Origin of the sequence: Streptomyces sp. NPDC050528 (genome assembly GCF_044457795.1) — a bacterium.
In the GTDB taxonomy this organism is placed as follows: domain Bacteria; phylum Actinomycetota; class Actinomycetes; order Streptomycetales; family Streptomycetaceae; genus Streptomyces.
The window spans coordinates 570213-586251 of the sequence record NZ_JBITHH010000006.1; the positions used below are offsets into that span (position 1 = coordinate 570213).

The 16039-nt window shown below is 70.4% G+C and carries 13 protein-coding genes; 4 read left to right on the plus strand and 9 right to left on the minus strand.

Features of this window, described 5'->3' with window-relative positions:
* Nucleotides 1-172: 172 nt before the first annotated feature.
* Nucleotides 173-1369, plus strand: coding sequence for a trypsin-like serine peptidase (locus ACIBK4_RS23730; RefSeq protein ID WP_398997209.1), 1197 nt, complete (start codon nt 173-175; stop codon nt 1367-1369).
* A gap of 94 nt (nt 1370-1463) precedes the next feature.
* Here ACIBK4_RS23730 and hflX read toward each other — a convergent pair whose 3' ends face one another.
* The 6 genes from hflX to miaA all read right to left on the minus strand — a co-directional run bounded on the left by hflX (nt 1464) and on the right by miaA (nt 10540).
* Complete coding sequence (gene hflX / locus ACIBK4_RS23735) at nt 1464-2957, minus strand: GTPase HflX (RefSeq protein ID WP_398997211.1); 1494 nt, start codon at nt 2955-2957, stop codon at nt 1464-1466.
* Between the two features lie 149 nt (nt 2958-3106).
* On the minus strand, nt 3107-4684 hold the full coding sequence (locus tag ACIBK4_RS23740; RefSeq protein ID WP_398997213.1) for a M1 family metallopeptidase: 1578 nt from the start codon (nt 4682-4684) through the stop codon (nt 3107-3109).
* A gap of 934 nt (nt 4685-5618) precedes the next feature.
* Nucleotides 5619-7781, minus strand: a complete 2163-nt coding sequence (locus ACIBK4_RS23745) for a RelA/SpoT family protein (RefSeq protein ID WP_398997215.1) — start codon at nt 7779-7781, stop codon at nt 5619-5621.
* Between the two features lie 283 nt (nt 7782-8064).
* Nucleotides 8065-8934 (minus strand): diaminopimelate epimerase, encoded by an 870-nt coding sequence (gene dapF / locus ACIBK4_RS23750; protein WP_398997217.1) that lies wholly within the window; start codon nt 8932-8934, stop codon nt 8065-8067.
* Between the two features lie 58 nt (nt 8935-8992).
* Nucleotides 8993-9493, minus strand: coding sequence for a hypothetical protein (locus ACIBK4_RS23755; protein ID WP_366436477.1), 501 nt, complete (start codon nt 9491-9493; stop codon nt 8993-8995).
* A 108-nt stretch (nt 9494-9601) separates the two neighbouring features.
* Nucleotides 9602-10540, minus strand: coding sequence for a tRNA (adenosine(37)-N6)-dimethylallyltransferase MiaA (gene miaA, locus ACIBK4_RS23760; RefSeq protein WP_398997219.1), 939 nt, complete (start codon nt 10538-10540; stop codon nt 9602-9604).
* Nucleotides 10541-10789: 249 nt separating this feature from the next.
* On the opposite strand from miaA, the gene ACIBK4_RS23765 reads away from it, so the two are divergent.
* Together ACIBK4_RS23765 and ACIBK4_RS23770 are read left to right on the plus strand one after the other, a co-directional pair.
* A complete protein-coding gene (locus ACIBK4_RS23765) occupies nt 10790-11020 on the plus strand; it encodes a hypothetical protein (protein ID WP_398997220.1) in 231 nt (76 codons plus the stop codon).
* A gap of 23 nt (nt 11021-11043) precedes the next feature.
* Nucleotides 11044-11361, plus strand: coding sequence for an antitoxin (locus ACIBK4_RS23770; protein WP_398997222.1), 318 nt, complete (start codon nt 11044-11046; stop codon nt 11359-11361).
* A gap of 515 nt (nt 11362-11876) precedes the next feature.
* Here the strand turns inward: ACIBK4_RS23770 and ACIBK4_RS23775 are convergent.
* The 3 genes from ACIBK4_RS23775 to ACIBK4_RS23785 all read right to left on the minus strand — a co-directional run bounded on the left by ACIBK4_RS23775 (nt 11877) and on the right by ACIBK4_RS23785 (nt 14759).
* Nucleotides 11877-12620, minus strand: coding sequence for a class III extradiol dioxygenase subunit B-like domain-containing protein (locus ACIBK4_RS23775; protein WP_398997224.1), 744 nt, complete (start codon nt 12618-12620; stop codon nt 11877-11879).
* Nucleotides 12621-12773: 153 nt separating this feature from the next.
* On the minus strand, nt 12774-14291 hold the full coding sequence (gene miaB / locus ACIBK4_RS23780; RefSeq protein ID WP_398997226.1) for a tRNA (N6-isopentenyl adenosine(37)-C2)-methylthiotransferase MiaB: 1518 nt from the start codon (nt 14289-14291) through the stop codon (nt 12774-12776).
* Between the two features lie 63 nt (nt 14292-14354).
* Complete coding sequence (locus ACIBK4_RS23785) at nt 14355-14759, minus strand: MazG nucleotide pyrophosphohydrolase domain-containing protein (protein WP_398997228.1); 405 nt, start codon at nt 14757-14759, stop codon at nt 14355-14357.
* A gap of 222 nt (nt 14760-14981) precedes the next feature.
* Here ACIBK4_RS23785 and ACIBK4_RS23790 point away from each other — a divergent pair, with 222 nt between their 5' ends.
* A complete protein-coding gene (locus ACIBK4_RS23790) occupies nt 14982-15980 on the plus strand; it encodes a TAXI family TRAP transporter solute-binding subunit (protein WP_398997230.1) in 999 nt (332 codons plus the stop codon).
* Nucleotides 15981-16039 lie beyond the last annotated feature (59 nt).

Below are 16039 nucleotides of genomic sequence, written 5' to 3' on the forward strand. Positions count from 1 at the left end.
CGGGGGACTGACGTCGGCGGGGTGTCTCACAGGAACCTCACCGCCTCACCGGCGTTCGTCCCCAACTCCCCGGGCATAGTGGGGTGTCGTAGAACGATCAGCGGTACACGGTCCGTCAGTAGTACGCGATCGGCAGTAGAAGAACAGCAGTTTCCACGGGGGTAATCGCACCATGCGTTCCACAAGCACGCCCGCATCGGCTCGGCGCGGGCGGCGCACCGGTCTGGCCGCCGCCGGTCTCGTCGCGGCTCTGTCGCTCACCGCGACCGCCTGCAACGGCGACGACTCCGCGAGCGACAAGCCGGCCGCCACCGCCACCCAGGCCTCCGGCCAGGACAAGGTCCGGATTCCGTCGTCCGTCGCCGACAAGCTCAAGGCGCACGGCGTCGACGTGGACAAGTGGGCGGACGGCGGCTGGAAGAACTGGGACAAGGACAAGTGGCTCAGTGAGGCCAAGGACTTCGTCAACCCGGTGATCCAGGGGCTGTGGAAGCCCGAGCGGATGAAGTCCGCCGAGGAGGCCAACAAGACGGTCTCCACGAAGGACGCCGCCGCCGACCAGGGCGTCAGCGACCCGGAGCCGACGCCCGTCGAGGCCGCCGCTGAGAAGACGCCGTACCACCAGAACGCGGCCCCGGTCGGGAAGGTCTTCTTCGACTCCCCCGAGGGTTCGATGGTCTGCTCCGGGACGGTCGTCAAGGACGTCAACCACCCGGGCAAGTCCAACCTCGTGTGGACGGCGGGCCATTGCGTCCACGCGGGCAAGGACGGCGGCTGGTACCGCAACATCGAGTTCGTGCCGTCGTACAACGATCTCGGCGAGTCCGCCTCCCAGTTGAGCAACGCCTCGGCGTCGGAGATCGCTCCCTACGGCCAGTGGTGGGCCGACTGGGCCTCGACCTCGAACCAGTGGATCCAGGGCGGCTCGGAGACGGGCGGCGCGGGTGCCGCGTACGACTACGCCATCCTGCATGTGAAGCCGCAGTCCGGATCCAAGTCCCTTGAGGAGACGGTCGGCGCCGCGCTCGACGTGGACTTCTCGGCACCCTCCGCGACCGAGGTCGGCTCGATGGGCGCCTGGGGCTACCCGGCCGCGCCGCCGTACAGCGGTCTGAAGATGTTCAAGTGCCTCGACCGGCCCGGCCGGTTGTCGCTCGACACGACCCTGCCGACGATGTACCGCATCGGCTGCACGATGACCGGCGGTTCGTCCGGCGGCGGCTGGTTCCGCGTGGTGAACGGCAAGACGGAGCTGGTCTCCAACACCTCGATCGGCCCGTCCGACAACACCTGGCTCGCGGGCCCCCAGCTCGGCGCCACCGCCGAGTCGCTCTACGAGAACATGAGCAGGACGTACGGCGGTCGGTGACCCGCACGCGCACGGATACGCTGAAGGCCCGCCCCCGGGAAGAGAGATCGGGGGCGGGCCTTCGGACTTGCCGTGACGTGCTGTGCTACGACCGTCAGGCCAGCGGTGCCGGGACGTACGGCGCGAGATCCGCCGCCAGTTCCTCGTGCACCCGCACCTTGAGCAGCGTGCCCTCCGACGTGTGCTCCTCGGAGATCACCTCGCCCTCGGAGTGGGCGCGGGCGACCAGCTTGCCGTGGGTGTACGGCACGAGCGCCTCGATCTCGACCGAGGGGCGCGGCAGTTCGTTGTCGATGAGCGCGAGCAGCTCGTCGATGCCCTGGCCGGTGCGGGCCGAGACCGCGATGGAGCGCTTCTCGTTCCGCATCAGCCGCTGGAGCGTCAACGGGTCCGCCGCGTCCGCCTTGTTGATCACGACGATCTCGGGCACCTTCGTGGCGCCGACATCCCGGATCACCTCGCGTACGGCGGCCAGCTGCTCCTCCGGGACCGGGTGCGAACCGTCCACCACGTGCAGGATCAGGTCGGCGTCGCCGACCTCCTCCATCGTGGACCGGAAGGCCTCGACCAGGTGGTGCGGCAGGTGCCGGACGAATCCGACCGTGTCGACCAGCGTGTACAGCCGTCCGCCCGGTGTCTCGGCCCGGCGCACGGTCGGGTCGAGGGTCGCGAACAGCGCGTTCTCCACCAGCACGCCCGCGCCCGTGAGGCGGTTGAGCAGGGACGACTTTCCGGCGTTGGTGTAACCGGCGATCGCGACCGAGGGCACCTTGTGGCGCCGGCGCTCCTGGCGCTTGATGTCGCGGCCCGTCTTCATGGCCGCGATCTCCCGGCGCATCTTCGCCATCTTCTCGCGGATACGACGCCGGTCCGTCTCGATCTTGGTCTCACCGGGACCACGGGTGGCGAGGCCGCCGCCCGAGCCGCCGCCCATCTGACGGGACAGCGACTGACCCCAGCCGCGGAGCCTCGGCAGCATGTACTGCATCTGCGCGAGCGCGACCTGCGCCTTGCCCTCCCGGGACTTGGCGTGCTGGGCGAAGATGTCGAGGATCAGGGCCGTACGGTCGATGACCTTGACCTTGACGACGTCTTCGAGGTGGATCAGCTGGCCCGGGCTGAGCTCACCGTCGCAGATGACGGTGTCGGCGCCGGTCTCCAGGACGATGTCCCGCAGTTCGTTCGCCTTGCCGGAACCGATGTAGGTGGCCGCGTCCGGCTTGTCGCGGCGCTGGACGACACCGTCGAGCACGAGCGCGCCCGCGGTCTCCGCGAGGGCGGCCAGCTCGGCGAGCGAGTTGTCCGCGTCCTGCGCCGTTCCCGTGGTCCAGACGCCGACGAGTACGACGCGCTCCAGGCGGAGCTGTCGGTACTCGACCTCGGTGACGTCCTCGAGCTCGGTGGAGAGGCCCGCGACGCGGCGCAGAGCCGCGCGCTCGGAGCGGTCGAACTGGTCGCCGTCCCGCTCTCCGTCGATCTCGTGGCTCCAGGAGACGTCCTCTTCCATCAGGGCATCGGCCCGAAGACCTTCGGGGTAGGCGTGCGCGAGGCGCTCAGTGTCCTGGGAAGGGGAAGAAGAGGAGGTCATTGGTTCCTTACGTCGATGGGAGTCCTGCAAAGGTCATAACGTGCGAGCGCCTCCGGAGATTCCCGATGGCCGCCGGGTGTGTCCCCGGTGACCCGCGCCGCCGACCTGAAGATGGTCGCACGGCGCGGATCGCCACGTCACTGCCTTATTTACTGCCCGTCACGGCCCTGCTTCACCGGTGCCTGCGACGTCCAGTCCGGGTGACCCGGCATCGGCGGGGTCTTCTCGCCGTAGAGCCAGCCCTGGAAGAAGTCACTCAGGTCGCGGCCGGAGATCGCGGAGGCGAGTTCCTCGAAGTCGGCGGTGGTGGCCGTGCCGTCCCGGTGGACGCTCACCCAGGTGCGCTCCAGGCGTTCGAATGCCGGGCGACCGATCTCCTGGCGCAGGGCGTAGAGGGCGAGGGCGGCGCCGTCGTAGACGTTGGGGCGGAAGATGCTGATCTTCTGGCCGGGCGCGGGCGCCTTGGGGAGTGCGGGCGGTCCACCGGCGGCGCGCCAGCGGTCGGAGGCCGCGTAGGCCGCCTTCATGCGCGTCTCCATGGGCCGGTGCGCCTTCTCCTCGGCGTACAGCTCCTCGTACCAGGTGGCGTGTCCTTCGTTGAGCCACAGGTCGGACCAGGTGCGGGGGCTGACGCTGTCGCCGAACCACTGATGGGACAGTTCGTGCACCATGATCGACTCGACGTACCACTTGGGGTAGGCGGGCTGGGTGAAGAGATCTCTCTCGAAGAGAGAGATCGTCTGGGTCTCGAGTTCGAAGCCGGTGGACGCGTCGGCCATGAGCAGCCCGTACGTCTCGAAGGGGTACCGGCCGACCTTGCTCTCCATCCAGGCGATCTGGTCGGGGGTCTTCTTGAGCCACGGTTCGAGCTGCTTGGCGTCCTTGGCGGGTACGACGTCACGCATCGGCAGGTCGTGCGGTCCGGTGCGGTGCAGCACGGCGGAGCGGCCGATGGACACCTGGGCGAGTTCGGTGGCCATGGGGTGCTGGGTGCGGTACGTCCAGGTGGTGTTCCCGCCGACCTTGTCGACGCCGGCCGGGAGTCCGTTGGCGACGGCGGTGTAGGCGTTGGGGGCGGTGACCCTGATGGTGAACATCGCCTTGTCGGAGGGATGGTCGTTGCACGGGAACACCAGGTGCCCGGCGTCGGCCTGGTTGGCCATCGCGAGCCCGTCCTTGGTGCGCACCCAGCCGCCGTCCTGGCCCTTGGCGGACACCGGGTCGCTGGTGTGCCGCACGGTGATCCGCGTCCAACTCCCCTCGGAAATCGGCCTCTCCGGAGTCACGACCAGATCCTCGTCGGCACTGGCGAAGGTGGCCGGCCGGCCGTCGACCTCGACCGAGTCCACGGTGCCGTGCGCGAAGTCCAGGTTGATCCGGTCCAGCCTCTCGGTCGTCCACGCGTCGATCGTGGTCACGGCCTGCAGCGGCTTGCTGTTGCTACCGGGATACGTGAACGAGAGGTCGTACGACGCGACGTCGTAGCCCGGGTTGCCCAGGGTCGGGAAGAGACGGTCACCGACTCCCAGGGGCGTGGGCGGCGCGCTCGCGGCGACGAGGCAGACGGACACGGCGGAGGCGAGCAGCGCCGCGTTCAGCCTTCGGCGGTTCCTGGTGCGCGACCGGGGGGCCGGATCGCCGGGGCCGGTGCGGGGGGTGCCGTTGCCGGTCGGGCCGGTGCGGGGGGTGTCGATGACGGTCGGGCCGGTGCGGGGGGTGTGCAGCATGCCCCACCGGTACCAGCGCGCGCGTGGCCTACGGCGACGACTCGCGCCTGGCCCACTCGAACGGGGGCTTCTGGAGGGGGGTTTACGGGGCGCTCGGTGCAGCGGGGGCGCGGGCTGGCGGCCTGGTGCGCCGGGGGCGTGGGGCGGCGCGTGGTGCGCCAGGGGGCGTGAGCTGGCGGGTGCTTTCGGGCGTGCGCTTTCAGGCGTGGGCTTTCAGGCGCGTACTTTCAGGCGTGTCCCTTCCGGTGCGTGCCTTCAGGGTGCTGGGGCGGTCAACTCAAGCGCGCCCGTGCGGTTTGGGCCGCTTCAGGGTGGGCGTTTGTCTCAGGGAACTGGGCTGTTTCAGGTCGGCGCTTGCGTCAGAGGGCTGGGCTGTTTCAGGTCAGCGCTTGTCTCAGGAGCCGGGCTGCTTCAAGTCGGGGCGTGATCTCGGAGGAGCAAGCCGGTCGGCATCGGCGCGTGCCCTGGAACTCCGAGGGCCTCACGTCGGACGCGCGTCGCAAACGCCCCGTCCGGGAGGCATCGCGGACGCGTGACTCAACAGGCCCTGGCTATTTAAGGCTGACTCTTACGTCAACTGGCCGGGGCGGCTCCAAGCGGACGCGTACCCACGGGCACGGGGGCGGGGACGGCCCAGGGCGGACGCACGTCTCAAGAGACCGCAGTGGCTAAGGCAGGAGCACGTCGCAAGAAGCCAGGGCCACTCAAGGCAAGCGCACAGCTCAAGAGACCAGCCCAACCCAAGCCCGGCGCACCTCGCAAGGCCCCAGCCCGACCCAAGCCCGGCGCACGTCTCAACAACCGGCGTGACTCAAGCCAGGCGCGCGCCTCAACAAACCAGCACGGCCCAAGCCCCTGCGCACGGCTCAACAAGCCAACGCGACTCAAGGCCGACACGCACCACGGCGGGCCGGTGACCAAGCCCGCGCCCCGCTCACAACGCCGTCGTGTGGTGATGCTGCGCCCGGCTCACGTCGTAGACGCCCGGGACGTTGCGCATCGCCCGCATGAGGGTCAAGAGGTGGGCCGCGTCCGGGAGTTGAAGTGTGTAGGTGTGGCGGACGCGTTGCTGGGTCGGGGGTTCGACGGTCGCCGAGACGATTTCCGCGCCCTCCAGGGCGATCGCCTCGGTGAGATCGGCGAGCAGATGCGGGCGGCCGAACGATTCGGCTACCAACGTGACCCGGCACTCGGTGGTGTCGCCCCAGCGCACACCGACCTCCGCGCGCCCCACGCCCTTCATGTGCGCCACCGCACTGCACTCCACGCGGTGGACGGTCACGACCCCGCCGCGCACCGAGAACCCGGTGACCTCGTCGGGCGGTACGGGCGTGCAGCAGCCGGCGAGCCGTACGGTCGCGCCGGGCTGGTCGACGACCGGGGTGGCGGGAGCGTCCCCGGTGTTCGGGATGCCCGCGGTGTCCGGGGTGCCTTCGGAAGCGGGGGGCGCCGAACGGACGCTTTGCGCCCCCTCGTTCGCGTCCGCGTCCCGTCCGTCGCCGGTCCCTGGGTGCGCCGCGATCCACCGCTGGATGGCGATCCGGGCGGCGGGCGTGTGCGCGTGCTCCAGCCACTCCCTGGAGGGCTCGGAGGCCGGGTCCTGGCCCATGAGGAGCTGGACGGTGTCGCCGTCCTTCAGAACCGTGCTGAGGGTCGCCAGGCGGCCGTTGACGCGGGCGCCGATGCAGGCGTGGGCGTCCTCGCCGTACTGCGCGTACGCGGCGTCCACACAGGTCGCGCCGTCGGGCAGGCCCAACGTGCCGCCGTCGGGCCGGTACACGGTGATCTCGCGGTCCTGGGCGAGGTCCTCGCGGAGCGTCGACCAGAAGGTGTCGGGGTCGGGCGCGCCCTCCTGCCAGTCGAGTAGGCGGGAGAGCCAGCCGGGGCGGGTCGGGTCGGCACGCTCACCGTCGCTCGCGGCCTGTTGCTCCTCCGAAGGAGGAGCGTAGGGATTGCCGAGCGCGATGACGCCGGCCTCGGCGACCTTGTGCATCTGGTGGGTGCGGATGAGGACTTCGACGACCTGGCCGTCGGTGTGGGCGACGGCGGTGTGCAGCGACTGGTACAGGTTGAACTTGGGGACGGCGATGAAGTCCTTGAACTCCGAGACGACCGGCTTCAGGCAGGTGTGCAGTTCGCCGAGGACGCCGTAACAGTCCGCGTCCTCGTTCACGAGCACCAGGAGGCGGCCGAAGTCGGCGCCGCGCAGCCTGCCGCGCTTGCGGGCGACGCGGTGTACGGAGACGAAGTGCCGTGGCCGGATGAGGACTTCGGCCTGGATGCCGGCGTCGCGCAGGACGCCGCGCACCTCGTCGGTGACCTCGGCGAGCGGGTCGTCCGCGCGGGAGGCGTTGTCGACGATCAACTCGCGGGTGTGGTCGTACTCCTCGGGGTGGAGGATCGCGAAGACAAGATCCTCCAGTTCGGTCTTGAGCGCCTGGACGCCGAGCCGTTCTGCGAGCGGGATGAGGACGTCCCGGGTGACCTTGGCGATACGGGCCTGCTTCTCGGGGCGCATCACGCCCAGGGTGCGCATGTTGTGCAGCCGGTCGGCGAGTTTGATCGACATCACGCGGACGTCGCTGCCGGTGGCGACGAGCATCTTGCGGAAGGTCTCCGGCTCGGCCGCGGCGCCGTAGTCGACCTTCTCCAACTTCGTGACGCCGTCGACGAGATAGCGCACCTCGGCGCCGAACTCCTTGCCGACCTGATCGAGGGTCACTTCCGTGTCCTCGACGGTGTCGTGGAGCAGAGAGGCCGTCAACGTCGTGGTCTCCGCGCCGAGTTCGGCGAGGATCAGGGTCACGGCGAGCGGGTGTGTGATGTACGGCTCACCGCTCTTGCGCATCTGGCCACGGTGCGAGGACTCGGCCAGGACCCAGGCGCGGCGCAGCGGTTCGAGGTCGGCGTCGGGATAGTGGGCGCGATGCGCCTCGGCGACATGGCCGATGGCGTCGGGCAGCCGGTCGCGCGCGGTCGGTCCGAGCAGAGCGGCCCGGCCGAGCCGGCGCAGGTCGATCCGGGGGCGGGCCTTCCTGCGGGGCACTGTGTTGGTCACAGGGCCTGGGGTCGCAGGGTTCGTGGCCTCCGCACTCATGGGCACCTCCGGCTGCTTGACCGGCGGACGGGTGCCCCATGGCGTACTCGGCTCAGGGGATCTTCGATCCCCCGTCCGGGCCGGTGCTTGATGCTACCGAGCCCACCACGTGCGACTGACCGCCTCTCGCCGAGCGTGAAACGGATCACCCATTCGAGCGAAGGTCGGGAGGTTTACGGTTTTGCGCCATGCGTCAGGACGTCAGCCGTGGTTTCCAGCCGCACCGGACACCGGAGACTTCGGATCACGGCGTCCGGAGCGGCCGAAGCTGCGATTCACCCGTTCAGCGGATGGCGTTTTCCAGCCACTCCGCATCGATCTCGCCTTCGGCAACGATCACCGCGGGACCCGTCATCTCGATCTGTCCGTCGGGCCGCTCGGTGATCACCAGCGTTCCGCCGGGCACATCGACGGTGTACGTCGCGGGCGTTCCGGTCGCGGCCGGGTCGGTGCCGTCTCTCCGCGCGGTGGCCACGGCGACCGCGCACGCGCCCGTGCCGCACGAGCGGGTCTCGCCGGCGCCGCGCTCGTGCACGCGCATGGCGACGTGCCCGGGGCCGCGGTCGACCACGAACTCCACGTTCACACCGTCCGGGTAGGCGGCGGCCGGGCTGAAGGGCGGCGGGGCGTACAGGTCACCGGCGTGCGCGAGGTCGTCGACGAAGGCGACCGCGTGCGGGTTGCCCATGTTCACGTTCCGCGCGGGCCAGCTGCGCTCGCCGACGCTCACGGTGACGTCCCCTTCGGGGAGAAGGGCCTTGCCCATGCCGACGGTGACGTCCCCGTCCTTGGCAAGGTGGACGGTCTTGACGCCCCCGCGCGTGGCGACCGCGACATCCCCTTCGGCCACATGTCCGGCGCGCTGGAGATAGCGCGCGAAGACACGCACTCCGTTGCCGCACATCTCGGAGACCGAACCGTCCCTGTTGCGGTAGTCCATGAACCACTCCGCCTCGGCGGCCATGTCCCGCGCATCGGGGTGCGCGGCGGACCGCACGACGTGCAGCACTCCGTCGCCGCCGATGCCCGCGCGGCGGTCGCACAGGGCGGCCACGGCGGCCGGGGACAGGTCGATGACGTTCTCGGGGTCCGGGACGATCACGAAGTCGTTCTCGGTGCCGTGCCCCTTGAGGAAGGCGATCCGCGTGCTCATTCCTCGATCGTACGGGGTGCCTATGACAACCCGGCGACCCCGCCGACCGACCTCGCGGCTAGCGGAGTCTGGCCACGCGCCACACGGCCAGGACCACCACTACGGCCACCACCAGGGCGTACGCGATGACGACCCGCCAGTCCGGGCGGCGGCCGGAGCCGCGCTGCGGGAAGCCGGGCCAGGTGTGGCCGACACGGCGGGCGGCCGTCATGCCCCAGCCGGCCGCGCAGGAGCAGATGAGCAGACCGAGCATGGCGACCACGGCCCCGCTGTCGCCGAAGTCGAAGGCGAGCGGGAAGGAGAACATCAGGGAGCCGATCGCGGCAAGGGCCACGATGGGGGCGAGCTGCCAGATCCGCAGACGGCGCTGCGGGCGGAGCTCGACCTCGACCTCGGGACCGGCGAACATCTCGTCGGGCCCGGGACCGTCGGCGGTCACACCGCCCTGGATCTCGTCCGGGCCGTCCGGGCTCAGCCGACCGTCGCCCTCTTCCGGTTCACCACGGTCCGCGGTGACCTGCTCGATGCCTTCTGCGGTGTCGCGAGGGCCGGCCTCCATCGCCACGCGCCCTCCCAACTCGGACTCCACTTGGTCGATCGAAGCTCGATGATGGCACGCCCCCGAAGGCCGGAACGGCGGCCGGAGCGTCCCGATGCCAGGACGTGATCAGGCTGTAACCGGTCGTTCGACCAACGCCAGTGCCAGGTGCGGCAGTTCTGTGAGATCCGCCGCAGCCCCACTCAACCAGTGCACCCGGGGATCGCGCCTGAACCACGAATCCTGACGGCGCGCGAAGCGCTTGGTGGCACGCACGGTCTCCGCGCGCGCCTCCTGTTCCGTGCACTCCCCCGCGAGCGCCGCGAGCACCTGCTGATAGCCGAGCGCACGGGACGCCGTGACCCCCTCGCGCAGCCCGCGCGCCTCCAGCTCCCGCACCTCGTCGACGAGCCCCGCGTCCCACATCCGGTCGACCCGGCGCGCGATGCGCTCGTCGAGTTCGGGGCGCGCCACGTCGACGCCGATCTGGACGGTGTCGTAGACCGAGTCGTGGCCGGGGAGGTTGGCGGTGAAGGGCTTGCCGGTGATCTCGATGACCTCCAGGGCGCGGACGATACGGCGGCCGTTGCTCGGCAGGATCGCGTGCGCGGCCTCGGGGTCGGCGGCGGCCAGGCGGGCGTGCAGGGCGCCGGAGCCGCGCAGGGCGAGCTCCTCCTCCAGGCGGGCCCGGACCTCGGGGTCGGTACCGGGGAACTCCAGGTTGTCGACCGCCCCGCGCACGTACAGCCCGGAACCGCCGACCAGGATCGGCCAGCGGCCCTCGGCGAGCAGTGCGTCGATGCGCTCACGGGCGAGCCGCTGGTACTCGGCGACGGACGCCGTGACCGTCACGTCCCAGATGTCCAGGAGGTGGTGCGGGACGCCGGCGCGCTCCTCGGGCGTCAGCTTGGCGGTGCCGATGTCCATCCCTCGGTAGAGCTGCATGGAGTCGGCGTTGACGACCTCGCCACCTAGGCGCTGGGCCAGGAAGACGCCCAGATCGGACTTTCCGGCCGCGGTCGGTCCGACGACGGCGATGACTCGGGGGGCGGGGGGTGCGCTGCTCACGTTCCCAGTCTCGCAAACGTCGGACCCTCGCCTCGAACGAGTTACGTGACAGCACGCGCGCGGGGTCGTTGCCCGTTGCGAGGTATCCCGCCGCCGGTTTCGGGAGGCGGTGACCCGGGCGACGCAAACGGACGCACCGGGCTACGCGGGATTTCGCCCGCACGAGTAACGTATGGAGTTGATATGGGCGTTTTTGACCGGCTTCTTCGGAGGTCGAAGGCTACGGAGGAGGCGTCAACCGCCGAAGCGGTGGCCGACACGGAGACGGCCGAGGCGCTGACGGCCGAAGCGGCGGACGAGGTGTCGGAGACCGAGGCGGGGGCAGGGGTCGAGGAAGCGGCGGAGGCGACGGCGACGGAGGCCGTCGAACCCACCGAGGCCATGGACGTCACGGGCACTGCCGACAGCGTCGAGATCCCCAAGCAGCAGTCCGCCGAAGTGGCCGCCGACAACGAGGCCGGTGAAGGCGCCCGAACGTAACTGCCCCGCGTGAAAGGTGAACCATGGGTCTGATGGACAGTTTGAAGGCCAAACTCGCCCCGGCGAAGGACAAGGTCTCGGGCCTCGCGCAGCAGCACGGAGGCAAGATCGAGAACGGCCTGGACAAGGCCGCGAAAATGGTCGACGAGAAGACCAAGGGCAAGTACAGCGACAAGATCCAGACGGGCACGGGCAAGGCCAAGGACGCCATGGACCGACTCGCGCACCAGGGCGACACGGGTAGCACGGGGGCTCCTGGGAGCGCCGGCACTCCAGGCAGCACGGGGCCGGAGGGCAGCGGCACGACCACGCCGCCGGGCTCGACCCCGCCGGCTTCCTGAACGGCACCTGCACATCGATCGGCGGACGGCCGCGGGGCGTATGGCTCCCCGGCCGTCCGCCGTTTCGTGGGCCGGGGCGCGGGACGCCGGAGGGTGGGCCCGGTTCGGAGCGGGGCAGGGCAGGGCAGGGCAGGGCAGGGCGAGTGTGGGGGCGTGGGCGCTACGGCAGCGTCGGACCCGCCGCGTGGCACCTGCGCGACGGCTGTGGCAAGCCGATGCGTGTCACGCGCGCCGGGCACAGGCAGGCTTCGCCCCAGGACGACCACAGAGGACCACCTCCGCAGGCACCGCCACCAGGCACCGTCCCCGCCCCACTCGGGCGCAACGCATGCCGCTCGACGCCGCACCCCGCACCCCGCACCCCGCACCCCGCACCCCGCACGGGCAACGCCTAGGTCACTCCCCGCCGCCGCGACCGACGCTCACCCAGACCAAGTCACTCCCCGCCCACGCGCTCGGCGCACAGAGCACTCCACTCCCGCCACCGCGTGCACCCGCCTCCAGACTTACGACACTTACGACCAGGTAGCGACCACGTAACCGACCCCGTAAGGCGCGTCCTCGTACAACAAAGCCCCGCCAAGACCCGCCCCCTCCGCCGCCCCCGCAAGCACCTGCCAGGAGGACCGGCCCGACGCCTTCAGTTCATACGCCAGCTCGGTGTCCAGCCCCTTGATGGCCGCCACGTCCGCCGCCCCCAGCGCACGCGCGACCTCCGCGTCGAAGGGCGCGGCCCGCTCGTCGAGATAGCCCGGCGCCTTCAGCGTCCGGCACGCGCTGGCGTCGCCCATCACCAGCAGCGCGACCCGGTCGGCCGACGCGACGATGTCCCTCCCGGTTTGAATACACCGCTCGGCCTCAAGAGGTTCCCCCACGCCGAGTCCTTCGATCGGGGCGTCGGACCACCCGGTCCGCTCCAGCAGCCACGCGGCGACCGCGAGCGAGGGCGGAAGCTCCCGCTCCGACGCCGCATCGCCATCCCCGTCACGGTCCCCGTTCCTGTGCCCGTTCCCACCCAGCCGTACGTCGAGATCCACGCCGAAGCCTCGGAACGAACCCCGGGTGCCCTCGGGATGCGGCCCGCGTCCGTTCTGCTCGGCGGGCCCGACGACCACCAGGCGGTCGGGCCGGGCGGCGGCGAGCACGCCCAGCGCGTCGGTGCACGCGGCCCGCGCCGCGGCCAGTTCGGGCGCGGCACCTGCGGCGACATCGGGGACGAGGAGCGGCGGGCAGGGGCAGACAGCGGCGGCTACGAGCATGGCCGGAACACTAACAAGGCGACGGACAAGGCACGCCGACAGTCCACAGGGCACGTGCCACGTGGTCGCGTCCCGTAAGGGCACGCCTCACACAGTCGTGCCCCACAAGGGCGAGCCGTCGTCCCGGCGCAGTTCGCTCAGGGGGCGACGACCTCAGTCGCAGCCGCAACCGCTCCCCGTGGCGACCGGCAGCGGCGCGGGTGCGCCGATCTTCGGCAGGCCCAGCATCACACCGGCCGGCTTGGCGGTCTCGGCGGCGTTGCGCTTCTCCCAGGCGTCACCCGCGCGCGTGCGGCGCACGTCCAGGGCGGGGCCCTCGGCGAGGAGGTGGTGCGGGGCGGCGTACGTGATCTCGACCGTCACCACGTCACCGGGGCGGACGTCCTGGTCCGGCTTGGTGAAGTGGACGAGGCGGTTGTCGGGGGCGCGCCCGGAGAGGCGGTGGGTGGCGCCGTCCTTGCGGCCCTCACCCTCGGCGACCATCAGCTCCAGGGTGCGGCCGATCTGCTTCTTGTTCTCGTCCCAGGAGATCTCCTCCTGGAGGGCGACCAGACGCATGTAGCGCTCCTGGACGACCTCCTTGGGGATCTGGTTCTCCATGGTCGCGGCCGGGGTGCCGGGCCGCTTGGAGTACTGGAACGTAAACGCTTGCGCGAAGCGGGCCTCGCGGACCGCGTGCATCGTCTGCTCGAAGTCCTCCTCGGTCTCCCCGGGGAAGCCCACGATGATGTCCGTGGTGATGGCGGCGTGCGGGATGGACGCGCGGACCTTCTCGATGATCCCCAGGTAGCGCTCCTGGCGGTAGGACCGGCGCATGGCCTTGAGGATCGAGTCGGAGCCGGACTGCATGGGCATGTGCAGCTGCGGCATCACGTTCGGCGTTTCGGCCATCGCTGCGATGACGTCGTCGGTGAAGTCGCGCGGGTGCGGGGAGGTGAACCGGACGCGCTCAAGGCCCTCGATCGTGCCGCACGCGCGGAGCAGCTTGCTGAAGGCCTCGCGGTCGCCGATGTCGGAGCCGTACGCGTTGACGTTCTGGCCGAGCAGCGTGATCTCGGAGACGCCCTCGCCGACCAAGGCCTCGATCTCGGCGAGGATGTCGCCGGTGCGACGGTCCTTCTCCTTGCCGCGCAGCGCCGGGACGATGCAGAAGGTGCACGTGTTGTTGCAGCCGACGGAGATCGACACCCAGGCCGCGTAGGCGCTCTCGCGCCGGGTCGGCAGCGTAGAGGGGAAGGCCTCCAGGGACTCCGCGATCTCGACCTGCGCCTCTTCCTGCACACGCGCGCGTTCCAGCAGGACCGGCAGCTTGCCGATGTTGTGCGTGCCGAAGACGACGTCCACCCAGGGCGCCTTCTTCACGATGGTGTCGCGGTCCTTCTGGGCGAGGCAGCCGCCGACGGCGATCTGCATCCCGGGACGCTTCGTCTTCATCGGGGCGAGCCGCCCGAGGTTGCCGTAGAGCCGGTTGTCGGCGTTCTCGCGCACGGCGCAGGTGTTGAAGACGACGACGTCCGCGTCCCCGTCCGAACCCTCGGGCGCACGCACGTAACCGGCACCCTCCAGGAGACCGGAGAGCCGCTCGGAATCGTGAACGTTCATCTGGCACCCGTAGGTGCGCACTTCGTACGTTTTGACGTCCACTGCCCCGCTCCGGTCACCGCTGCTCATGTGACAAGGGTAGGCGGTGCCGGGAGTGACTCTCCCGGCGGCCGAAAACCGCCGAGCCTCATCTCACTCGTCGCCCGCGCCCCACCCCTGCTTGCGCAGCACCCCGGACACATCCGGCACCTCGTAGTGCTCCCCCTTGAGCACCTTGCCGTCGGCCCGGCGGGAGATCTCGCCGTTCGGGCCGACCTTCGTCATGTTGGAGCGGTGGATCTCGGCGATCACCGCGTCGAGGTCGACGCCGTGGACGAGGGCCGTGCCGTACGCGACGTAGACGACGTCGGCCAACTCGTGTGCCAGCTTGTCGAGGGGGCCGGTCACCGAGACCTCGGCGACCTCCGCGGCCTCTTCCGCGAGCAGCTCGCCTCTGTGGGCGGCCAGGTCGGGGGCGACCTCGGTGGGTGTGCTGCGGGCGTCGAGCCCGAAGGCCAGATGGAATTCGCGGACCAGGTCGGCGGGCGAAGAACTCATGCCACGACCTTAGTGGCCGCCACTGACACCCCCGGACCGCCGGGTCCACATGGTCTGTCGGGCAGATGTGCTCGCAGCCCCGGGGCGCACGCACTCCCCCGCTGCCCTCCTTGAGGACCACGTGACCCGAGCCCCGTTGCCGTCGATCACCGACTCCCTCGCCCCACCTCCGCCCTGCCCTGCCCTGGTCAGCACCGCGCACCGACTGGCAGGATCGCGCGCATGCTCAAGGTGTTCTCCCGTATCAGCAGGCGCCGGGCCCTCCAGGGCGCGGCCGCCGGCTTCGTCGCGCTCGGGCTGTTGCTGTGGTGGCTGATGCCCCTGGGCGACGAACCGCCGACCGGGTCGATCACCTTCAGCACCGGGACCCCGCTCGGGGTCTACCAGGAGTACGGCAAGCTCCTGCGCACCGAGCTCGACAAGGACATGCCGGGCCTCAAGGTGACGCTGGTGAACAGCGACGGGTCGCAGGAGAACGTCGCGCGCGTGGCGACCGGTCACGCCGACTTCACCATCGCCGCCGCCGACGCGGTGGAGACGTACGAGATGGACGGCAAGCCCGGTGCGTCCAAGCTGCGCGGGATCGCGCGGCTGTACGACGACTACGTCCAGCTCATCGTCCCGCAGGACTCGGACATCGCCTCGGTCTCCGACCTGCGGGGCAAGCGGGTGGCCATAGGGCCCGACCGTTCGGGTGTGCGGCTGATCGCCGACCGGGTGCTCACGGCGGCCGGCATCGACCCGAAGAAGGGCGTCGAGCCGGTGGCGGCCGGTATCGACACCGGACCGGACCTGCTCAAGCACGGCAAGATCGACGCGTTCTTCTGGTCCGGCGGGCTGCCGACGGACGGCCTGAAGGACCTCGCCGCCCATTACTCGTTCCGGTTCGTGCCCATAGAGGCCACCTTGGTCGCCAAGATGCACGAGCAGGGCGACGCCACCCGCTACTACCGCGCCACCAACATGCCGGAGTCGGCCTACCCGAGCATCCAGCGGGGGGCCACCGTGCCGACCATCGCCGTGTCCAACCTGCTGATGACCCGCGCGGACCTCAACCCCCGGCTCACCGAGTGGATCACCAAGACCGTGATCAAGAGCCGGGACGGCATCGGCGCGCATGTGCACTCCGCGCAACTCGTGGACCTGCGGACGGCGATCTACACCGACCCCCTGGCCCTTCACGAGGGCGCCCGGCGCTACTACCGCTCCGTCAAGCCGTAGAGCCGTAGAGCGCGCCGCGAGGGCCTGGGCCGCCGCTCAGGCCCCGGAACCTCAACACC